The 16,975-nt window shown below is 59.5% G+C and carries 14 protein-coding genes; 12 read left to right on the top strand and 2 right to left on the bottom strand.

The annotated features are described in order from the left end of the window. Positions 1-167: 167 nt before the first annotated feature. The 4 genes from dnaK to nhaR all read left to right on the top strand — a co-directional run bounded on the left by dnaK (position 168) and on the right by nhaR (position 5,806). Positions 168-2,081 (top strand): molecular chaperone DnaK, encoded by a 1,914-nt coding sequence (gene dnaK / locus ACSBQS_RS14945; protein WP_033641815.1) that lies wholly within the window; start codon positions 168-170, stop codon positions 2,079-2,081. Positions 2,082-2,187: 106 nt separating this feature from the next. Continuing rightward, positions 2,188-3,312 carry a molecular chaperone DnaJ gene (gene dnaJ / locus ACSBQS_RS14940; protein ID WP_434991013.1) on the top strand — a complete coding sequence of 375 codons (1,125 nt, stop codon included), beginning with the start codon at positions 2,188-2,190 and terminating at the stop codon, positions 3,310-3,312. A 235-nt stretch (positions 3,313-3,547) separates the two neighbouring features. Further along, entirely contained in the window at positions 3,548-4,714 is a 1,167-nt protein-coding gene (gene nhaA / locus ACSBQS_RS14935) for a Na+/H+ antiporter NhaA (protein ID WP_033651695.1), read from the top strand. A gap of 192 nt (positions 4,715-4,906) precedes the next feature. Further along, positions 4,907-5,806: a transcriptional activator NhaR gene (gene nhaR / locus ACSBQS_RS14930; protein ID WP_004932962.1), complete on the top strand. Its 900-nt coding sequence runs from the start codon at positions 4,907-4,909 to the stop codon at positions 5,804-5,806. Positions 5,807-5,877: 71 nt separating this feature from the next. Here the strand turns inward: nhaR and rpsT are convergent, their stop codons facing one another. Next, positions 5,878-6,141, bottom strand: coding sequence for a 30S ribosomal protein S20 (gene rpsT, locus ACSBQS_RS14925; RefSeq protein WP_004932960.1), 264 nt, complete (start codon positions 6,139-6,141; stop codon positions 5,878-5,880). A 390-nt stretch (positions 6,142-6,531) separates the two neighbouring features. Here rpsT and ribF point away from each other — a divergent pair, with 390 nt between their 5' ends. The 5 genes from ribF to ispH all read left to right on the top strand — a co-directional run bounded on the left by ribF (position 6,532) and on the right by ispH (position 12,372). Further along, on the top strand, positions 6,532-7,470 hold the full coding sequence (ribF, locus tag ACSBQS_RS14920) for a bifunctional riboflavin kinase/FAD synthetase (protein ID WP_033641817.1): 939 nt from the start codon (positions 6,532-6,534) through the stop codon (positions 7,468-7,470). A 156-nt stretch (positions 7,471-7,626) separates the two neighbouring features. Continuing rightward, positions 7,627-10,443, top strand: coding sequence for an isoleucine--tRNA ligase (gene ileS / locus ACSBQS_RS14915; RefSeq protein WP_033641818.1), 2,817 nt, complete (start codon positions 7,627-7,629; stop codon positions 10,441-10,443). A 13-nt stretch (positions 10,444-10,456) separates the two neighbouring features. Next, positions 10,457-10,966: a signal peptidase II gene (gene lspA, locus ACSBQS_RS14910; RefSeq protein WP_172755866.1), complete on the top strand. Its 510-nt coding sequence runs from the start codon at positions 10,457-10,459 to the stop codon at positions 10,964-10,966. Position 10,967: 1 nt separating this feature from the next. Then, positions 10,968-11,438, top strand: coding sequence for an FKBP-type peptidyl-prolyl cis-trans isomerase (gene fkpB, locus ACSBQS_RS14905; protein ID WP_016929135.1), 471 nt, complete (start codon positions 10,968-10,970; stop codon positions 11,436-11,438). After that, the gene (gene ispH / locus ACSBQS_RS14900) at positions 11,419-12,372 is read left to right on the top strand and encodes a 4-hydroxy-3-methylbut-2-enyl diphosphate reductase (protein WP_033641819.1); all 954 of its coding nucleotides are present in this window, start codon (positions 11,419-11,421) and stop codon (positions 12,370-12,372) included. Before fkpB ends, ispH begins: the two co-directional genes overlap by 20 nt. Positions 12,373-12,643: 271 nt before the next feature. On the opposite strand, the gene ACSBQS_RS14895 is transcribed toward ispH, so the two are convergent. Next, positions 12,644-13,549 (bottom strand): LysR family transcriptional regulator, encoded by a 906-nt coding sequence (locus ACSBQS_RS14895; RefSeq protein ID WP_223525040.1) that lies wholly within the window; start codon positions 13,547-13,549, stop codon positions 12,644-12,646. Between the two features lie 212 nt (positions 13,550-13,761). Between ACSBQS_RS14895 and pvcA the strand changes: the two genes are divergently transcribed. From pvcA to ACSBQS_RS14880, 3 genes are all read left to right on the top strand, one after another. After that, entirely contained in the window at positions 13,762-14,730 is a 969-nt protein-coding gene (gene pvcA, locus ACSBQS_RS14890; protein WP_004932937.1) for an L-tyrosine isonitrile synthase, read from the top strand. A gap of 95 nt (positions 14,731-14,825) precedes the next feature. After that, positions 14,826-15,689 (top strand): TauD/TfdA dioxygenase family protein, encoded by an 864-nt coding sequence (locus ACSBQS_RS14885; protein ID WP_033651693.1) that lies wholly within the window; start codon positions 14,826-14,828, stop codon positions 15,687-15,689. Between the two features lie 25 nt (positions 15,690-15,714). Further along, the gene (locus tag ACSBQS_RS14880; protein WP_197666622.1) at positions 15,715-16,974 is read left to right on the top strand and encodes a glycosyltransferase; all 1,260 of its coding nucleotides are present in this window, start codon (positions 15,715-15,717) and stop codon (positions 16,972-16,974) included. The last annotated feature ends 1 nt before the right edge of the window (position 16,975 follow it).

The raw sequence follows: 16,975 nt of genomic DNA, 5'->3' as shown, positions 1-16,975 counted from the left end.
TTTTTGCTTTGCCCCTTGATGCCGAGCTGGATGGCCCCATCTTATTTGCAACCGCAGCTGCTAACCGCGGGTCGCACTGAGATATCGGGCAGTTGAAAAGCAAAAAATCGCCCGCATATAGGTTAGCAACCTGACTGACTTATGAATTTTTTAGTGGAGACGTTTAGATGGGCAAAATTATTGGTATCGACCTGGGTACTACCAACTCTTGCGTAGCAATTATGGATGGTGCCAAGGCACGCGTGCTGGAAAACGCCGAGGGCGACCGCACCACTCCTTCTATTATCGCATATACCCAGGACGGTGAAACTCTGGTTGGCCAGCCGGCTAAGCGTCAGGCAGTGACCAACCCTGAAAACACCCTGTTCGCCATCAAGCGCCTGATCGGCCGCCGCTTCCAGGATGAAGAAGCGCAGCGCGACAAAGCGATCATGCCTTACAAAATCATCGAAGCCGACAACGGCGATGCCTGGCTGGAAGTGAAAGGCCAGAAAATGGCTCCGCCGCAGATCTCTGCGGAAGTGCTGAAGAAAATGAAGAAAACGGCGGAAGATTACCTGGGCGAACCGGTAACTGAAGCGGTTATCACCGTACCGGCTTACTTCAACGACGCCCAGCGTCAGGCGACTAAAGACGCCGGCCGCATCGCGGGTCTGGAAGTCAAGCGCATCATCAACGAACCGACCGCGGCGGCGCTGGCCTACGGACTGGACAAAGAAGTCGGCAACCGCACCATCGCGGTTTATGACCTGGGCGGCGGTACTTTCGATATCTCCATCATCGAAATCGACGACGTTGACGGCGAAAAAACCTTCGAAGTGCTGGCGACCAACGGTGACACCCACCTGGGCGGCGAAGACTTCGACAGCCGTCTGATCAACTACCTGGTGGAAGAGTTCAAGAAAGATCAGGGCATCGATCTGCGCAACGATCCGCTGGCGATGCAGCGTCTGAAAGAAGCCGCCGAGAAAGCGAAGATTGAACTGTCTTCCGCTCAGCAGACCGACGTTAACCTGCCGTACATCACGGCAGACGCGACCGGTCCAAAACACATGAACATCAAAGTGACTCGCGCCAAACTCGAGTCGCTGGTTGAAGATTTGGTGGCGCGCTCCATCGAGCCGCTGAAAGTGGCGCTGAAAGACGCAGGCCTGTCGGTTTCCGACATCCAGGACGTGATCCTGGTGGGTGGCCAGACCCGTATGCCAATGGTGCAGAAGAAAGTCGCAGACTTCTTCGGCAAAGAGCCGCGTAAAGACGTGAACCCGGACGAAGCGGTTGCCGTGGGCGCTGCGGTACAGGGCGGCGTGTTGGCCGGTGATGTGAAAGACGTTCTGCTGCTGGACGTTACCCCGCTGTCGCTGGGTATCGAAACCATGGGCAGCGTGATGACGCCGCTGATCACCAAAAACACCACGATCCCGACCAAGCACAGCCAGGTGTTCTCTACTGCGGAAGACAACCAGTCTGCGGTCACCATCCACGTGCTGCAGGGTGAGCGTAAGCGCGCCAGCGATAACAAATCTCTGGGCCAGTTCAACCTGGACGGCATCCAGGCGGCACCGCGCGGCATGGCGCAGATCGAAGTCACCTTCGACATCGATGCCGACGGCATTCTGCACGTGTCTGCCAAAGACAAGAACACCGGTCGTGAGCAGAAGATCACCATCAAGGCGTCTTCTGGCCTGAACGAGGATGAAATCCAGAAAATGGTGCGCGACGCCGAGCTGAACGCTGAAGCTGACCGCAAGTTCGAAGAGCTGGTACAGACTCGCAACCAGGCGGATCACCTGATCCACGGCACGCGCAAACAACTGGAAGAAGCGGGCGACAAACTGCCGGCGGAAGACAAAACGGCGATCGAAGCGGCGCTGAAAGATCTGGAAGCGGCGGTGAAAGGCGAAGATAAAGCCGAGATCGAAGCGAAGACCCAGGCGTTGGTGCAGGTTTCCGGCAAGCTGCTGGAAATGGCTCAGGCGCAGCAGGCTCAGCAGGGTGCTGACGCCGGCGCGGACAACGCGGCGCAGAAAGAAGACGACGTGGTTGATGCCGAGTTCGAAGAAGTTAAAGACAAAAAATAATCGCCCTTAAGCGGGCACGGGGCGGCGGAGATGCCGCTCCCGGAAACCAGCACGGGCGTCGAGGCAACTCTGCGCCCGTGCACGCATGTTAAGGGTAAGCGAAAGAATGGCGAAGAAAGACTATTACGAGATTCTCGGCGTCAGCAAGACGGCGGATGAACGTGAGATCAAAAAGGCGTACAAACGCCTGGCGATGAAATACCATCCTGACCGCAACCAGGAACAAGACGCCGAAACCAAGTTTAAAGAAGTTAAAGAAGCTTACGAAGTCCTGACCGACGACCAGAAACGCGCGGCTTACGATCAGTACGGGCACGCGGCCTTTGAACAGGGCGGCATGGGCGGCGGCGGCTTTGGCGGCGGCGCCGACTTCAGCGATATCTTTGGCGACGTGTTTGGCGACATCTTCGGCGGAGGCCGCCGTCAGCGCGCCAGCCGCGGTTCCGATCTGCGCTATAACATGGAGCTGACCCTCGAGGAAGCGGTACGTGGCGTCACCAAAGAGATCCGCATCCCGACGCTGGAAGAGTGCGACGTCTGCCACGGCAGCGGCGCCAAGCCGGGCAGTTCGCCGGTCACCTGCCCAACCTGTCATGGTCAGGGCCAGGTGCAGATGCGTCAGGGCTTCTTCACCGTGCAGCAGGCGTGTCCGCACTGCCATGGCCGCGGTCAGATCATCAAAGATCCGTGCAACAAATGCCATGGCCACGGCCGGGTAGAAAAATCCAAAACGCTGTCGGTGAAAATTCCGTCCGGCGTGGATACCGGCGATCGCATCCGCCTGGCGGGTGAAGGCGAAGCCGGCGAGCACGGCGCACCGGCGGGCGATCTGTACGTTCAGGTGCAGGTGAAGGCGCACCCGATCTTCGAGCGTGAAGGCAACAACCTGTACTGCGAAGTGCCGATCAACTTTGCCATGGCGGCGTTGGGCGGCGAGATTGAAGTGCCGACGCTGGATGGCCGGGTGAAACTGAAGGTGCCTTCGGAGACCCAAACCGGCAAGCTGTTCCGCATGCGCGGCAAGGGCGTGAAATCGGTGCGCGGCGGCAGCCAGGGCGACCTGCTGTGTCGCGTGGTGGTGGAAACCCCGGTCAATCTGAACGACAAGCAGAAGCAGCTGTTGCGTGAGCTGGAAGAGAGCCTGGGCGGCCCGTCCGGCGACAAGAACAGCCCGCGTTCGAAGAGCTTCTTCGACGGGGTGAAAAAGTTCTTTGACGATCTGACTCGCTAACCTTCTGTTTCTGTTAGCTTATGCGCGAACCCCGGGCTTCTGTCCCGGGGTTTTTATTTGCGCGCCAAACCGCTAATCCCTTATATAAATGTGACTTATTCGTGCTTTAAATCGGTTTTTTCGAGCTGTTTAGCATTTATAAACTTATTTTTTCGAATTAAAACGCCCTCTATACTCACTTCATGACTGTGCTTCGCAGGGCGCTTCGCCTTGCTCAGATTTGGAGAGACGTATTGTGACCAACATCATTCGTCAATTTTTACGTCAGGAAGCCGCGGGCGGCATCATCCTGATCGCGGCGGCGATCGTCGCCCTGATCATGGCCAACAGCCCGGCGCAGGGGATCTACCAGGCATTCCTTAACCTGCCGGTGATGGTGAAGGTAGCTTCGCTGGAGATCGCCAAGCCGCTGCTGCTGTGGATCAACGACGGGCTGATGGCCATCTTCTTCCTGGTGGTGGGGCTTGAGGTCAAGCGCGAGCTGATGCAAGGCTCACTGTCCGGGCGTGACAAGGCGGTGTTTCCGGCGATCGCCGCACTGGGCGGCATGCTGGCGCCGGCGCTGATTTACCTGTTGTTCAACGGCGCAGATGAAGTCACTCGCCAGGGTTGGGCGATCCCGGCCGCGACCGATATCGCCTTCGCGCTGGGCGTCATGGCGTTGCTGGGCAATCGCGTGCCGACCAGCCTGAAAGTGTTCCTGTTGGCGCTGGCGATCATCGACGACCTGGGCGTGATCATCATCATCGCGCTGTTCTACACCCACGAAGTGTCGATGATCGCGCTGGGGGTGGCGGCCGCGGCGACGGTGCTGCTGGCGGTGATGAACTGGCGCGGCGTGGGCAAAACTTCGTTGTACATGATGGTCGGCCTGGTGTTGTGGGTGGCGATCCTCAAGTCCGGGGTGCACGCGACGCTGGCCGGGGTGATCGTCGGCTTTATGATCCCGCTTAACGTGAAGAAGGGGCCATCGCCGTCGGAGACGTTGGAGCATGAGCTGCACCCGTGGGTGGCGTTCATGATCCTGCCGCTGTTCGCTTTCGCCAACGCCGGGGTCTCTCTGCAGGGCGTATCGCTGGAGGGATTGACCTCGCTGCTGCCGGTCGGGATTGCGGCCGGTCTGTTTATCGGCAAGCCGCTGGGGATTTTCCTCTTCAGCCTGCTGGCGGTGAAAATGGGCATCGCCCGCTTGCCTGAGGGGATCGGCTTCAAACAGGTGTTTGCCGTTTCGGTGCTCTGTGGTATTGGTTTTACCATGTCGATTTTCATCGCCTCGCTGGCGTTCGGCGAGGCCGATGCGGCGCTCAGCACTTATTCCCGTCTGGGGATCCTGTTGGGCTCCACCGCCGCGGCGGTGGCGGGGTACGGATTACTGCGTCTGGCGTTGCCGCGCGTGCGTTAATCCTGTCAGTGCCCGGCAGGGGCGCACAATAAAATGGCTGGTCGGAGCTGTGCGGTATAAAATATGTGCAGCTTCGGCCGTTCTTCGTTGGGACTAATGGGGCTATACGTTGTCTGAAGCAGGGAAAGGAAGTTTGTCGCTCGTCACGGCACACCGTTTGCCGCTGCGAAACGTTGTTAAGGAGAGCCGCTCGTGAGGATGTCGCATATCAACTTTAATCACCTTTACTATTTCTGGCAGGTCTGCAAGGCCGGTTCCGTGGTCGGCGCCGCTGAAGCGTTGTTTCTGACGCCGCAGACCATCACCGGCCAGATCAAGGCGCTGGAAGAGCGGTTGGACGGCAAGCTGTTCAAACGCCAGGGGCGCGGGTTGGTGCCTTCGGAGCTGGGGCAGTTGGTGTTCCGCTATGCCGACAAGATGTTCATGCTCAGCCAGGAAATGCTGGATATTGTCAACTACCGCAAAGAGTCGAACCTGCTGTTCGACGTCGGCGTGGCGGATGCGCTGTCGAAGCGGCTGGTCAGCCAGGTATTGGAAACGGCGGTGGTGGTGGACAACGAGCAGATCCACCTGCGTTGTTTTGAATCGACGCACGAGATGCTGCTGGAGCAGCTCAGCCAGCACAAGCTGGATATGATCCTGTCGGATTGCCCGGTGGACTCCAGCCAGCAGGAAGGGCTGTTCTCGCTGAAGCTGGGCGAGTGCGGCATCAGCTTCTTCTGCCGCCAGCCGGCGCCGGAGTTGCCGTTCCCGGCCTGCCTGGAGCAGCGTAAGTTGCTGATCCCCGGCCGCCGCTCGATGCTGGGGCGCAAGCTGCTTAACTGGTTCAATACGCAGGGCATTCAGGTGGAGATCCTGGGCGAGTTCGACGATGCGGCGCTGATGAAGGCCTTCGGCATGTACCACAACGCGATTTTCGTGGCGCCGACGCTGTATGCGCAGGATACCTACAACGATGACAACGTGGTGGAGATTGGGCGCATCGACAGCGTGCAGGAGGAGTATTACATCATCTTTGCCGAGCGCATGATCCAGCATCCGGCGGTGCAGCGCGTATGCAACAAAGACTTCTCGGCGCTGTTTTCCTGCTAGCGGTTCACTGAACGCAGGACGTAAAAAAACCGGCCTGAGCCGGTTTTTTTATCAAGCAGATAACGAAATGCTTATTGCATTGCGTTGATGCGTGCAGTCAGGTTTGACTTATGACGCGCTGCTTTGTTTTTGTGGATCAGGCCTTTAGCTGCCTGACGGTCCACCAGTGGCTGCATTACCAGGAATGCATTTTGTGCTGCTTCTTTGTCGCCAGCTGCGATAGCTGCGTCTACCTTCTTGATGAAGGTACGCACCATTGAGCGACGGCTTGCGTTATGCTTGCGGCGTTTCTCAGACTGTACGGCGCGTTTCTTAGCTGATTTGATATTAGCCAAGGTCCAACTCCCAAATATATTCTATTGAGGACAATTCAAAGGCCGAGGAATATGCCCTTTTAGCCTTCGTTTGTCAATGGATTTGTGCAAATAAGCGCCGTTTGTACAGGCGGCACTCGCTACGTTGTGATGGCGCAGGATTTTACCAGCTTCGCTCTTGGGAATACAGTGTTTCGCGAGAAAATTCGCCAATGATTTGCCGCGGCGGGCGCAAGCCGTTGGCCGCGGTCGAGAATCGGCCCGGCGGCGCGGGATAAACTGCGGTGAAGCCGTTTCACGCGCAGATTATCTCCGGTATGGTATGTCTATTACATAAAGGCACCAATCGCGGGTTAACCTTACCGGCTGTACAAGGTATAATCCGCCGATTTCCACTGTTTTGAGCCAGCTATGGAGCTAATTCGCGGCATTCACAATATCCGGGCGCGCCACCATGGTTGCGTGCTCACCATCGGCAACTTTGACGGCGTACACCGCGGTCATCAGGCGCTGCTGGAGCAGTTGAAGCAACAAGGGCAACGCCTCGGGCTGCCGGTGATGGTCATGATCTTTGAGCCGCAGCCGCTGGAGATGTTCGCCGCAGACAAGGCGCCGGCCCGTTTGACGCGCCTGCGCGACAAGGCCAACTATCTGGCGCAGGCGGGCGTTGATTACCTGCTGTGCGTCAAGTTCGATCCGCGTTTTGCCGCCAACACCGCGCAGGCGTTCGTCGCCGAGCTGCTGGTGGAGAAGCTCGGCGTCAAATTCCTGATGGTGGGGGATGATTTTCGCTTTGGCGCCGGGCGTCAGGGCGATTTTCCGCTATTGCAGCAGGCCGGAAAAGAGTACGGCTTCGACGTGGTCAGCACCCCGACCTTCCGCGAAGGCGACCGGCGCATCAGCAGTACGGCGATCCGCACTGCGCTGAGCGAGGACGATCTGCCGCTGGCGGAGACCCTGTTGGGCCACCCGTACAGCATCTCCGGGCGCGTGGTGCACGGCGATGAGCTGGGCCGCACCATCGGCTTCCCGACCGCCAACCTGCCGCTCAAGCGCCTGGTGGCGCCGGTGAAAGGGGTGTATGCGGTGGAGGTGTACGGCCTGGGGCCGCAGCCGCTGCCGGGCGTGGCCAACATCGGCACGCGCCCGACCGTCGCCGGCGTGCGCCAGCAGCTGGAAGTGCATCTGCTGGATGTCACAATGGATCTTTACGGGCGCCATATTGAGGTGGTGCTCCGCGCAAAATTGCGCAATGAACAGCGGTTTGCTTCGCTCGATGCCCTGAAGCAGCAGATCGCCAATGATGTGGTGACGGCCCGGAAGTTCTTCGGGTTAAAAACACTGGTTTAATCGTTTACCCTAAACAATTCGAGCCGCATCGCGGCGGCAACCGCGCGAACCCCGATGAGCTTGCACAGGCAAGTGATTCGGGTGAGAAAGGGCGGCCGACAAAGATGCAGCTTGAAGTGTGACGGGTAAATAGCCGAAAACGGAAACGAGAATCTCATGAGTGACTACAAGAATACCCTGAACTTGCCGGAAACAGGGTTCCCGATGCGCGGTGATCTCGCCAAGCGCGAGCCTGGCATGCTGCAACGTTGGTATGAACAGGATCTGTACGGGATTATTCGTACTGCCAAAAAGGGCAAAAAAACCTTCATTTTGCATGACGGCCCTCCGTATGCGAACGGCAGCATTCACATTGGTCACTCGGTTAACAAGATTCTCAAAGACATTATCATCAAGTCGAAAGGGATGGCCGGCTTCGACTCGCCTTATGTGCCGGGTTGGGATTGCCACGGCCTGCCTATCGAACTGAAGGTTGAGCAGCTGTACGGCAAACCGGGCGAGAAGCTGACGGCGGCCGAGTTCCGCCAGAAGTGCCGCGAATACGCGGCCGAGCAGGTTGAAGGCCAGAAGAAGGACTTCATCCGCCTGGGTGTGCTGGGCGACTGGGATCGTCCATACCTGACCATGGACTTCAAAACCGAAGCCAACATCATCCGCGCGCTGGGCAAGATCATCAGCAACGGCCACCTGCTGAAAGGTGCCAAGCCGGTTCACTGGTGCACCGACTGCGGCTCGTCGCTGGCGGAAGCGGAAGTGGAGTATTACGACAAGACTTCGCCGTCGATCGACGTGTCCTTCCATGCGGCCGACGCGGCTGCCGTGGCGGCCAAGTTCGGCGTGAGCCACTTCAACGGCGCCATCTCGCTGGTTATCTGGACCACCACGCCGTGGACCTTGCCGGCCAACCGCGCGATCTCGCTGCACCCGGACTTCACCTATCAACTGGTGCAGGTTGACGGCCAGTGCCTGATCCTGGCGGCCGAACTGGTGGAAAGCGTGATGAAACGCGCCGGCATCACCGAGTGGACGGTGCTGGGCAGCTGCAAAGGCGCCGATCTGGAGCTGCTGCGCTTCAAACACCCGTTCATGGACTTCGACGTGCCGGCAATCCTCGGCGAGCATGTGACCTTGGACGCCGGTACCGGTGCGGTGCACACAGCGCCGGGTCACGGCCCGGACGACTTCGTGATCGGCCAGAAATACGGCCTGGAAGTGGCCAACCCGGTAGGGCCGAACGGCTGCTACCTGACCGGCACCTACCCGCTGCTGGACGGCAAGTTCGTCTTCAAGGCCAACGATCTGATCGTCGATCTGCTGCGCGAGAAAGGCGCGCTGCTGCACGTCGAGAAGTTCCTGCACAGCTATCCGTGCTGCTGGCGCCACAAGACGCCAATCATCTTCCGCGCCACGCCGCAATGGTTCATCAGCATGGATCAGAAAGGCCTGCGTCAGCAGTCGCTGGAAGAGATCAAGGGCGTGCAGTGGATCCCGGATTGGGGTCAGGCGCGCATCGAAATGATGGTGGCCAACCGCCCGGACTGGTGCATCTCGCGTCAGCGCACCTGGGGCGTGCCGATGTCGCTGTTCGTGCACAAAGAGACCGAGCAGCTGCACCCGCGCACCGTTGAGCTGATGGAAGAAGTGGCCAAGCGCGTCGAGCAAGACGGCATTCAGGCCTGGTGGGATCTGGACGCGGCCGACATCCTCGGCGCGGAAGCCGCCGACTACGTGAAAGTGCCGGATACGCTGGACGTGTGGTTCGATTCCGGTTCTACCCACGCCTCCGTTGTCGACGTGCGTCCTGAATTCAACGGCCACGGCGCCGACATGTATCTGGAAGGCTCCGACCAACACCGCGGCTGGTTCATGTCATCGCTGATGATTTCCACCGCGATGAAGGGCAAGGCGCCGTACAAGGAAGTGCTGACCCACGGCTTCACCGTCGACGGCCAGGGCCGCAAGATGTCCAAGTCGATCGGCAACACCGTCAGCCCGCAGGACGTGATGAACAAGCTGGGCGGCGACATTCTGCGTCTGTGGGTGGCGTCGACCGATTACACCGGCGAGATCGCGGTGTCCGACGAGATCCTCAAGCGTTCCGCCGACTCTTACCGCCGCATCCGCAACACCGCGCGCTTCCTGCTGGCCAACCTGAACGGGTTCGAGCCAAGCACCGATTGCGTGGCGCCGGAAGACATGGTGGTGCTGGATCGCTGGGCGGTCGGCCGCGCGCTGGCGGCGCAGCAGGATATCGAGCAGGCTTACGCCAACTACGATTTCCACGAAGTGGTGCAGCGCCTGATGCAGTTCTGTTCGGTCGAGATGGGCTCCTTCTACCTGGATATCATCAAGGATCGTCAGTACACCGCCAAGAGCGACAGCGTCGCCCGCCGCAGCTGCCAGACCGCGCTGTATCACATCGTCGAAGCGCTGGTGCGCTGGATGGCGCCGATCATGTCGTTCACCGCAGACGAGATCTGGGGCTTCATGCCGGGCAAACGCGCGCAGTACGTGTTCACCGAAGAGTGGTACGACGGCCTGTTCGGGCTGGCGGAAGGCGAGCCGATGAACGACGCTTTCTGGGCTGAGCTGCTGAAAGTGCGCGGCGAAGTGAACAAGGTGCTGGAGCAGGCGCGTGCGGACAAACGCCTCGGCGGTTCGCTGGAAGCGGCGGTGACGCTGTATGCCGACAGCGAGTTGGCGGCGCGTCTGAACAGCCTGCAGGATGAGCTGCGCTTTGTGCTGCTGACCTCTGCGGCAAGCGTTGCGCCATTGGCGGAGGCGCCGGCCGACGCGCAGGCCTCCGAGTTGCTGAAAGGGCTGAAGATCGCCTTCAGCACGGCGCCAGGTGAGAAGTGCCCGCGCTGCTGGCATTACACCACCGATATCGGCCTGGTGGCGGAGCATGCAGACATCTGCGGCCGCTGTGTAAGCAACGTCGCCGGTGACGGCGAGAAGCGTAACTTTGCCTGAGAACTTGCGCCTGATGAGTAAACCAATTTGTTCGACCGGCCTGCGTTGGCTGTGGGTTGTAGTGGCGGTGCTGGCGCTGGATTTCGGCAGCAAACAGTGGATCCTCGCTAACTTTACGCTGGGCCAGTCCCAGCCGTTGATCCCGTCGTTCAACCTGTTTTACGCGCGCAACTACGGCGCCGCGTTCAGCTTCCTGGCCGATCACGGCGGTTGGCAGCGCTGGTTCTTCGCCGGCATCGCCATCGCCATTGTCGCGGTGCTGCTGGTGATGATGTACCGCAGCGCGGCGCAGCAGAAGCTGAACAACATCGCCTACGCCTTTATCATCGGCGGGGCGTTGGGCAACCTGTTCGATCGCCTGTGGCACGGTTTCGTGGTCGATTTCATCGACTTTTACGTCGGTGACTGGCACTACCCGACCTTCAATCTGGCGGACAGCTTTATCTGCGTGGGCGCGGCGATGATCGTGCTGGAAGGTTTCCTGTCGCCGGCGAACAAAGGCGTAAAGAGCAAAGGTGAGTAATATGACGGCTCAGGTTATCAGTGACAGCGCGGTGCTGGTTCACTTTACGCTGAAACTGGAAGACGGTTCGACCGCCGAATCCACCCGCAGCAGCGGCAAACCGGCGCTGTTCCGCCTGGGTGACGGCAGCCTGTCGGCGCCGCTGGAAGAGCAGCTGCTCGGCCTGCGCGCGGGCGACAAGCGCGCCTTTACCCTGCAGCCGGAAGCGGCGTTCGGCGCGGAGAACCCGGATCTGGTCCAGTTCTTCTCGCGCCGCGACTTCGCGGAAACCGGCGTGCCGGACGTGGGCACCATCATGCTGTTTACCGCGATTGACGGCAGCGAAATGCCGGGCGTGGTGCGCGCGGTGGCGGAAGATTCGATCACCGTCGATTTCAACCATCCGCTGGCGGGCCATCCGGTGACCTTCGACATCGAAGTGCTGGAGATCGATCCGCAGCAGGAGGAGACGCATGCAAATATTGCTGGCTAACCCGCGCGGCTTCTGCGCCGGGGTTGATCGTGCGATCAGCATCGTGGAACGCGCGCTGGAGCTGTATGGCGCGCCGATCTACGTACGGCATGAAGTGGTGCACAACCGCTACGTGGTCGACAGCCTGCGTGAGCGTGGCGCCGTGTTTATCGAAGAGATCGCCGAAGTGCCGGACGGCTCTATCCTGATCTTCTCGGCGCACGGCGTGTCTCAAGCCGTGCGCGCCGAAGCCAAGGCGCGCGATCTGACCATGCTGTTCGACGCCACCTGTCCGCTGGTGACCAAGGTGCATATGGAAGTGGCGCGCGCCAGCCGCCGCGGCACCGAAGCGATTCTGATCGGCCATGCCGGGCACCCGGAGGTGGAAGGCACCATGGGCCAGTACAGCAACCCGCAGGGCGGCATGTACCTGGTCGAATCGCCGGAAGACGTGTGGAAGCTGCAGGTGAAAGACGAAAACAACCTGTGCTTCATGACGCAGACCACGCTGTCGGTTGATGATACCTCGGACGTGATCGATGCGCTGCGTCAGCGCTTCCCGAGCATTATCGGTCCGCGCAAGGATGACATTTGCTACGCCACCACCAACCGTCAGGAAGCGGTGCGTAACCTGGCCGGCGATGCGGACGTGGTGCTGGTGGTGGGGTCGAAGAACTCTTCCAACTCTAACCGTCTGGCCGAACTGGCGCAGCGCGTGGGCAAACCGGCTTATTTGATCGATTCGGCGGCGGATATTCAGGAAAGTTGGCTGAGCGAAGCGCGCAACATCGGCGTCACCGCCGGCGCTTCGGCGCCGGACGTGCTGGTGCAGGAGGTGATCTCTCGCCTGAAAGCGCTGGGCGGCGTCGACGTGCATGAAATCAGCGGGCGTGAAGAGAACATCGTGTTCGAAGTGCCGAAAGAGCTGCGCGTGGACGTCCGTCAGATTGACTGAGGTGCGTGAGCGAATGACAACGGGGAGCTTAGGCTTCCCGTTTTTTTTGGAATGCCAACGGCATTAAAAATAAAATGCTGAGCATATTCAAATTTTCTGCTAACTAAAGCCAAATTTATTCTGAGTATTTGAAATAGCGGTGGCGCTATTAATTATATAGGCTGAATGAAGTCATTAAATAGAATATCATTAGGCTGCAATCTAAATAGGGCCTGGTGTCGTCAACGTGATTACAATAATTACAATAGTGGTCTTGCAGATGTTTCTTATTTTATTCTTGTCGAATCTGTTCTAGGTCGTTTAATCCTTTCTCCTTTAAATAGAGCTTCATATGCTCCAGCAATCGCCGGACTTTTAATGGCTGGATCTCCCGTCGCGGCATAATGGCATAGCAATTAATTTCCGGTAATCGCCAGTCGGGCAATATTTCAATCAGCTCGCCGCTGCGCAACTCTCGCTCGACGTTGGCGAAGAAATTGCGAATGATGCCTTTGCCGGTCAGCGCCAGCTCCTTCATCGCCATGCCGCTGTTGGTGAACAGTCGCCCGGTCATGCGCATGCGGTGCTCGCCGCCGTCGCGATGGATCAGGCGAACAAACTGCGGATTGCCGAGCGGCGTAAAGGTGACCCAGTGATGTTGCGTCAGCGCCTGCGGCGAATCCGGCACCCCGTAGTTCGCCAGGTAGGCCGGGGAGGCGCACAGCACTTCGCGGCAGCGCGCCAGCCGCGTGGAGACGTAGCTGGAGTCAGCCAGCGCGCCGCCGCGTATCGCCAGATCGATGCGTTGCGCGATGAGGTCTATTCTCTCATCGTGGATTTCCAACCGCAGCGTGATGCGCGGGTGTTCGTCGAGGAAGCTCTGCAGCGCCGGCACCAGATAATGGGTGGCGAATTCGGTCGAGGTGGCGACGCGCAGTTCACCGACCAGCTCGCCGCGCAGCGCGGCGATCCGCTGTTGCCCGCGCTCGGCGGCGTGGATCATCAGCAGACAATCTTCATAAAAGCACAATCCGGCTTCGGTCAGGCTCAATGAGCGCGTCGATCGCAACAGTAATTGAATACCCAGATGTTCCTCCAGCTGGCGAATATGCTGGCTGACGGCCGATGTCGTCATGCCCAATTCTTTTGCCGCCATGCTGAATGCGCCACAATCGACCACTTTTGAGAAAATGGCCATGCGTTTTAAAATATTGCTCATAGTTTGTTAAGCACAACTTAACCTAGATTGTGAGTTATACGGGCTAATAATATAGCACCATCTTTCCTATATTGCCTGAAGCATATAAACGCCGGGCTGATTATTATTTTGCATGCGCTTTATCTCTTTTTGATAAATCTTATTGCGCTTGCCAATAATACACCCGCGCCACATCGCAACAGGAGCTCATTGTGGATAGCGCACAGAAAAAAGAAGAGATAGCATTAAAAATCCTACGTGAATTATTGCAATATCGACGTCGCCTCATCGCCGACGATGCTTCTCTGGCTGAAGAAGAGCGGCAGGTCACTCAGGTGCAATTGCCGCGCATTCGGGCATTCATTGAAAACGATCAGCGCATCGAATTCGTGCTGCCGGCTTTTCCGACCAAGTCACCCAACGCCAATAAAGTGATAGGCGCGGTGCCGGACATGGCGGAGCGGTTGTCGCTGATCTTCCTCAACTCGCTGTGCCAGCGCATTCAACTCTATTACCCGCCGGGCGCGCATATCGTTATCTGTTCCGACGGCCACGTGTTCGGCGATCTGATCCGCGTCAGCGACGAAGCGATCAACCATTATCAACGTGAGATTGAAAGCCTGCTGCATGAAGTGGGCGCAACCCACCTGAGCGTGTTCAACCTTGGCGATGTCAAAGGCCTGGCGGAGCATACCGATGACTACGATCTGCTGCGTCGGCTGTTGGTGGACGGTTATGCCGAATCGGAAGAGGCGATCAAGCGTCAGCTGATGCAGGACGAGCAGGGATTAATGCTGTATCGCGCCATCACGCGCTTCTTGTATGAAGACAGCCTCCTGCCGGGCTACAGCGGTTCCAACGCCGCGCTGCAAAAAGACGCCAAACGGCGCGCCTGCGGCGTTATCCAGCGCAGCTGGGCCTGGGGCAACCTGTTGGCCCAGCATTTCCCGGCGGCGATCCGCCTGTCGATTCACCCGCAGCCGGCCGACAGCCTGAAGATAGGCATCCACATGATGCCGACCAAAGACGACTGGCTGACGCCGTGGCATGGCGTGGCGGCCAACGTGAACGGCCAGTTCGTGCTGATGAAGCGTAAAGACGCGCAGAGCCTGGACGGCGAGTTGGTTGAGATCCGCGGCACGCCGAGCCATTACCTGATCGAACAACCGCAGATGGCCTGAGGCCGCTGCATGCTTTTGCGCCCGAAATCCTGACGGGCGCCTTTTTGACGGCACGTTGCCGTGTGAGCAGCACATTCGATGCAAGGAGAATCACCATGAACAACCAACCGCTTAATTGCCACATTCAACCGAACACCCCGTTCGGCGCGATCCTGACGCCGCAGCATCCGGGGCAAAAGGTCAGCGAGCTGCCGGTGGCGGCGCTGCGAGCGCTGGCGCAGGAGCACCACTTGCTGGTGCTGCGCGGATTCGACTCCGGTTTCAGCGAGCCGGAAGTCCTGACTCGCTATGCCGAACAGTGGGGCGAGATCATGATGTGGCCGTTCGGTGCGGTGCTGGACGTGAAGGAACATCCGGACGCCAAGGATCATATCTTCGACAGCAGCTACGTCCCGCTGCATTGGGATGGCATGTATAAGCCGACCATACCCGAGTTCCAGTTATTCCACTGCGTGGCGGCGCCGTCGCCGGACGAAGGCGGATGTACCACCTTCGTCGACACCACGCGCTTGCTGGCCAATGCGGACGAAGCGTTGCTGGAGCAGTGGCTGTCGGTGTCTATCACCTACCGCATCAAGCAGGTGGTGCATTACGGCGGCGAAGTCTGTTCGCCGCTGGTGGTGCAGCACCCGAACGGCAGAGGATTGATCATGCGCTACAATGAACCGCCGACGGAGGGAAAAAAATTCCTCAACCAGCACGCGCTGGAATATCACGGCGTGCCGGCGCAGCAGCAGGAACAGTTCCACCGTACTCTGCAGCAGCACCTGTACGATCCGCGTCACTATTATGCCCACCAGTGGCAACAGGGTGACGTGGTGGTCGCGGACAACTTCTCGCTGCTGCACGGCCGCGAGGGCTTTACCGCCCGTTCCGCGCGTCATTTGCAGCGCGTGCATATTCAAAGCAATCCGGTGTGCGCCAATCTGGCGCTGAAGCCGGCCAACGCAGAAGCTTAAAAGGAGCATTATGGCAAGGATACTGATGGCGGCGGTCGCCACTCCGGGGCACGTCTACCCGATGTTAGCCATCGCTCGCCACCTGATCGCCCAAGGGCATCAGGTGCGGGTGATGACCGGCGCGCTGTTCCGCGAACGCGCCGAAGCGGCTGGGGCGAGCTTCGTGCCGTTCGACGCGCAGGTGGACTTCGACTATCGCCACCTGGAGGCGCATTTCCCCGAGCGCGCCGCGCTGCCGCCGGGCAATGCGCAGATGGCGCTGGCGCTGAAAGATTTCTTCGCCGCGCCGATCCCACTGTTGGATCGTCAGCTGCGTGCGGCCATCGCCGCCGAAAAGACCGATCTGCTGATGGTGGAGAACTGCTTCTACGGCGTGCTGCCGCTGCTGCAGTCCGCCGAACGGCCGCCGGTCTTCGGGATCGGCGTCACGCCGCTGTCGTATTCTTCGCGCGACGCCATTTTCTATGGCCCGCGCATCCCGCCGGCGCTGCTGCCGCGGGCGCTGACCCGCGAGCAATTGGTGGATGAAGCGACGCGGGTGTTGCTTGATGAGGTGCAGCAAAGCTTTGATGCCGCGCTGGTGCAAGCGGGCGGGCGGCCGCTGAATCGCCCGTTTACCGATGCGCTGATCGGCGGCTGCGAGCGTTTCCTGCAGTTGGCCACCACGGCGCTGGAATATGAGCGCGACGACCTGCCGAGCGGCGTGCGCTTCGTCGGGCCGCTGCGCAGCGGTGGTCAACCGGCCGCGGAAGAGGCGCTGTGGGAGGAGGACGATCGTCGGCCGCTGGTGATCGTGTCTCAGGGCACGTTGGCCAATGTCGATCTGCATCAGCTGATCGTGCCGACGCTTCAGGCGCTGGCGCATCTGCCGGTGCGGGTGTTGGCTACTACCGGCGGGCGGGCGACCGAAGGGCTGATGGACGCGTTGCCGGACAACGCCCGAGTGCGGGCGTTCATCTCCTTCGAACACTGGTTGCCGCAGGCGGCGCTGCTGATCACCAACGGTGGTTACGGCTCGATCAACTATGCGCTGGACAGCGGCGTGCCGCTGATTATCGCCGGCACCGGTGAGGACAAGCTGGAGGCGGCCGCGCGCGTGGTGGCCGCCGGTTGCGGCATCAGCCTGCATACCAGCACGCCAAGCGCGGAACAAATACTGGCGGCAGCGACGCGCATTCTGCAACAGCCGATCTATCGCCGGCGCGCGGCGCTGGTGCAGGAGGACTATGCTCGCCACGATGCGCTGACGGCGATAGCCAACGAAGTGGCCGCCATTACCGCTTGAC

The sequence above is a fragment of the Serratia sp. H402Y genome (assembly GCF_051172415.1).
GTDB classification, from domain to species: Bacteria; Pseudomonadota; Gammaproteobacteria; order Enterobacterales; family Enterobacteriaceae; genus Serratia; species Serratia ureilytica.
The sequence above is the reverse complement of the archived record's forward strand: the minus strand, read 5'-3'. Positions and strand labels throughout refer to the sequence as shown.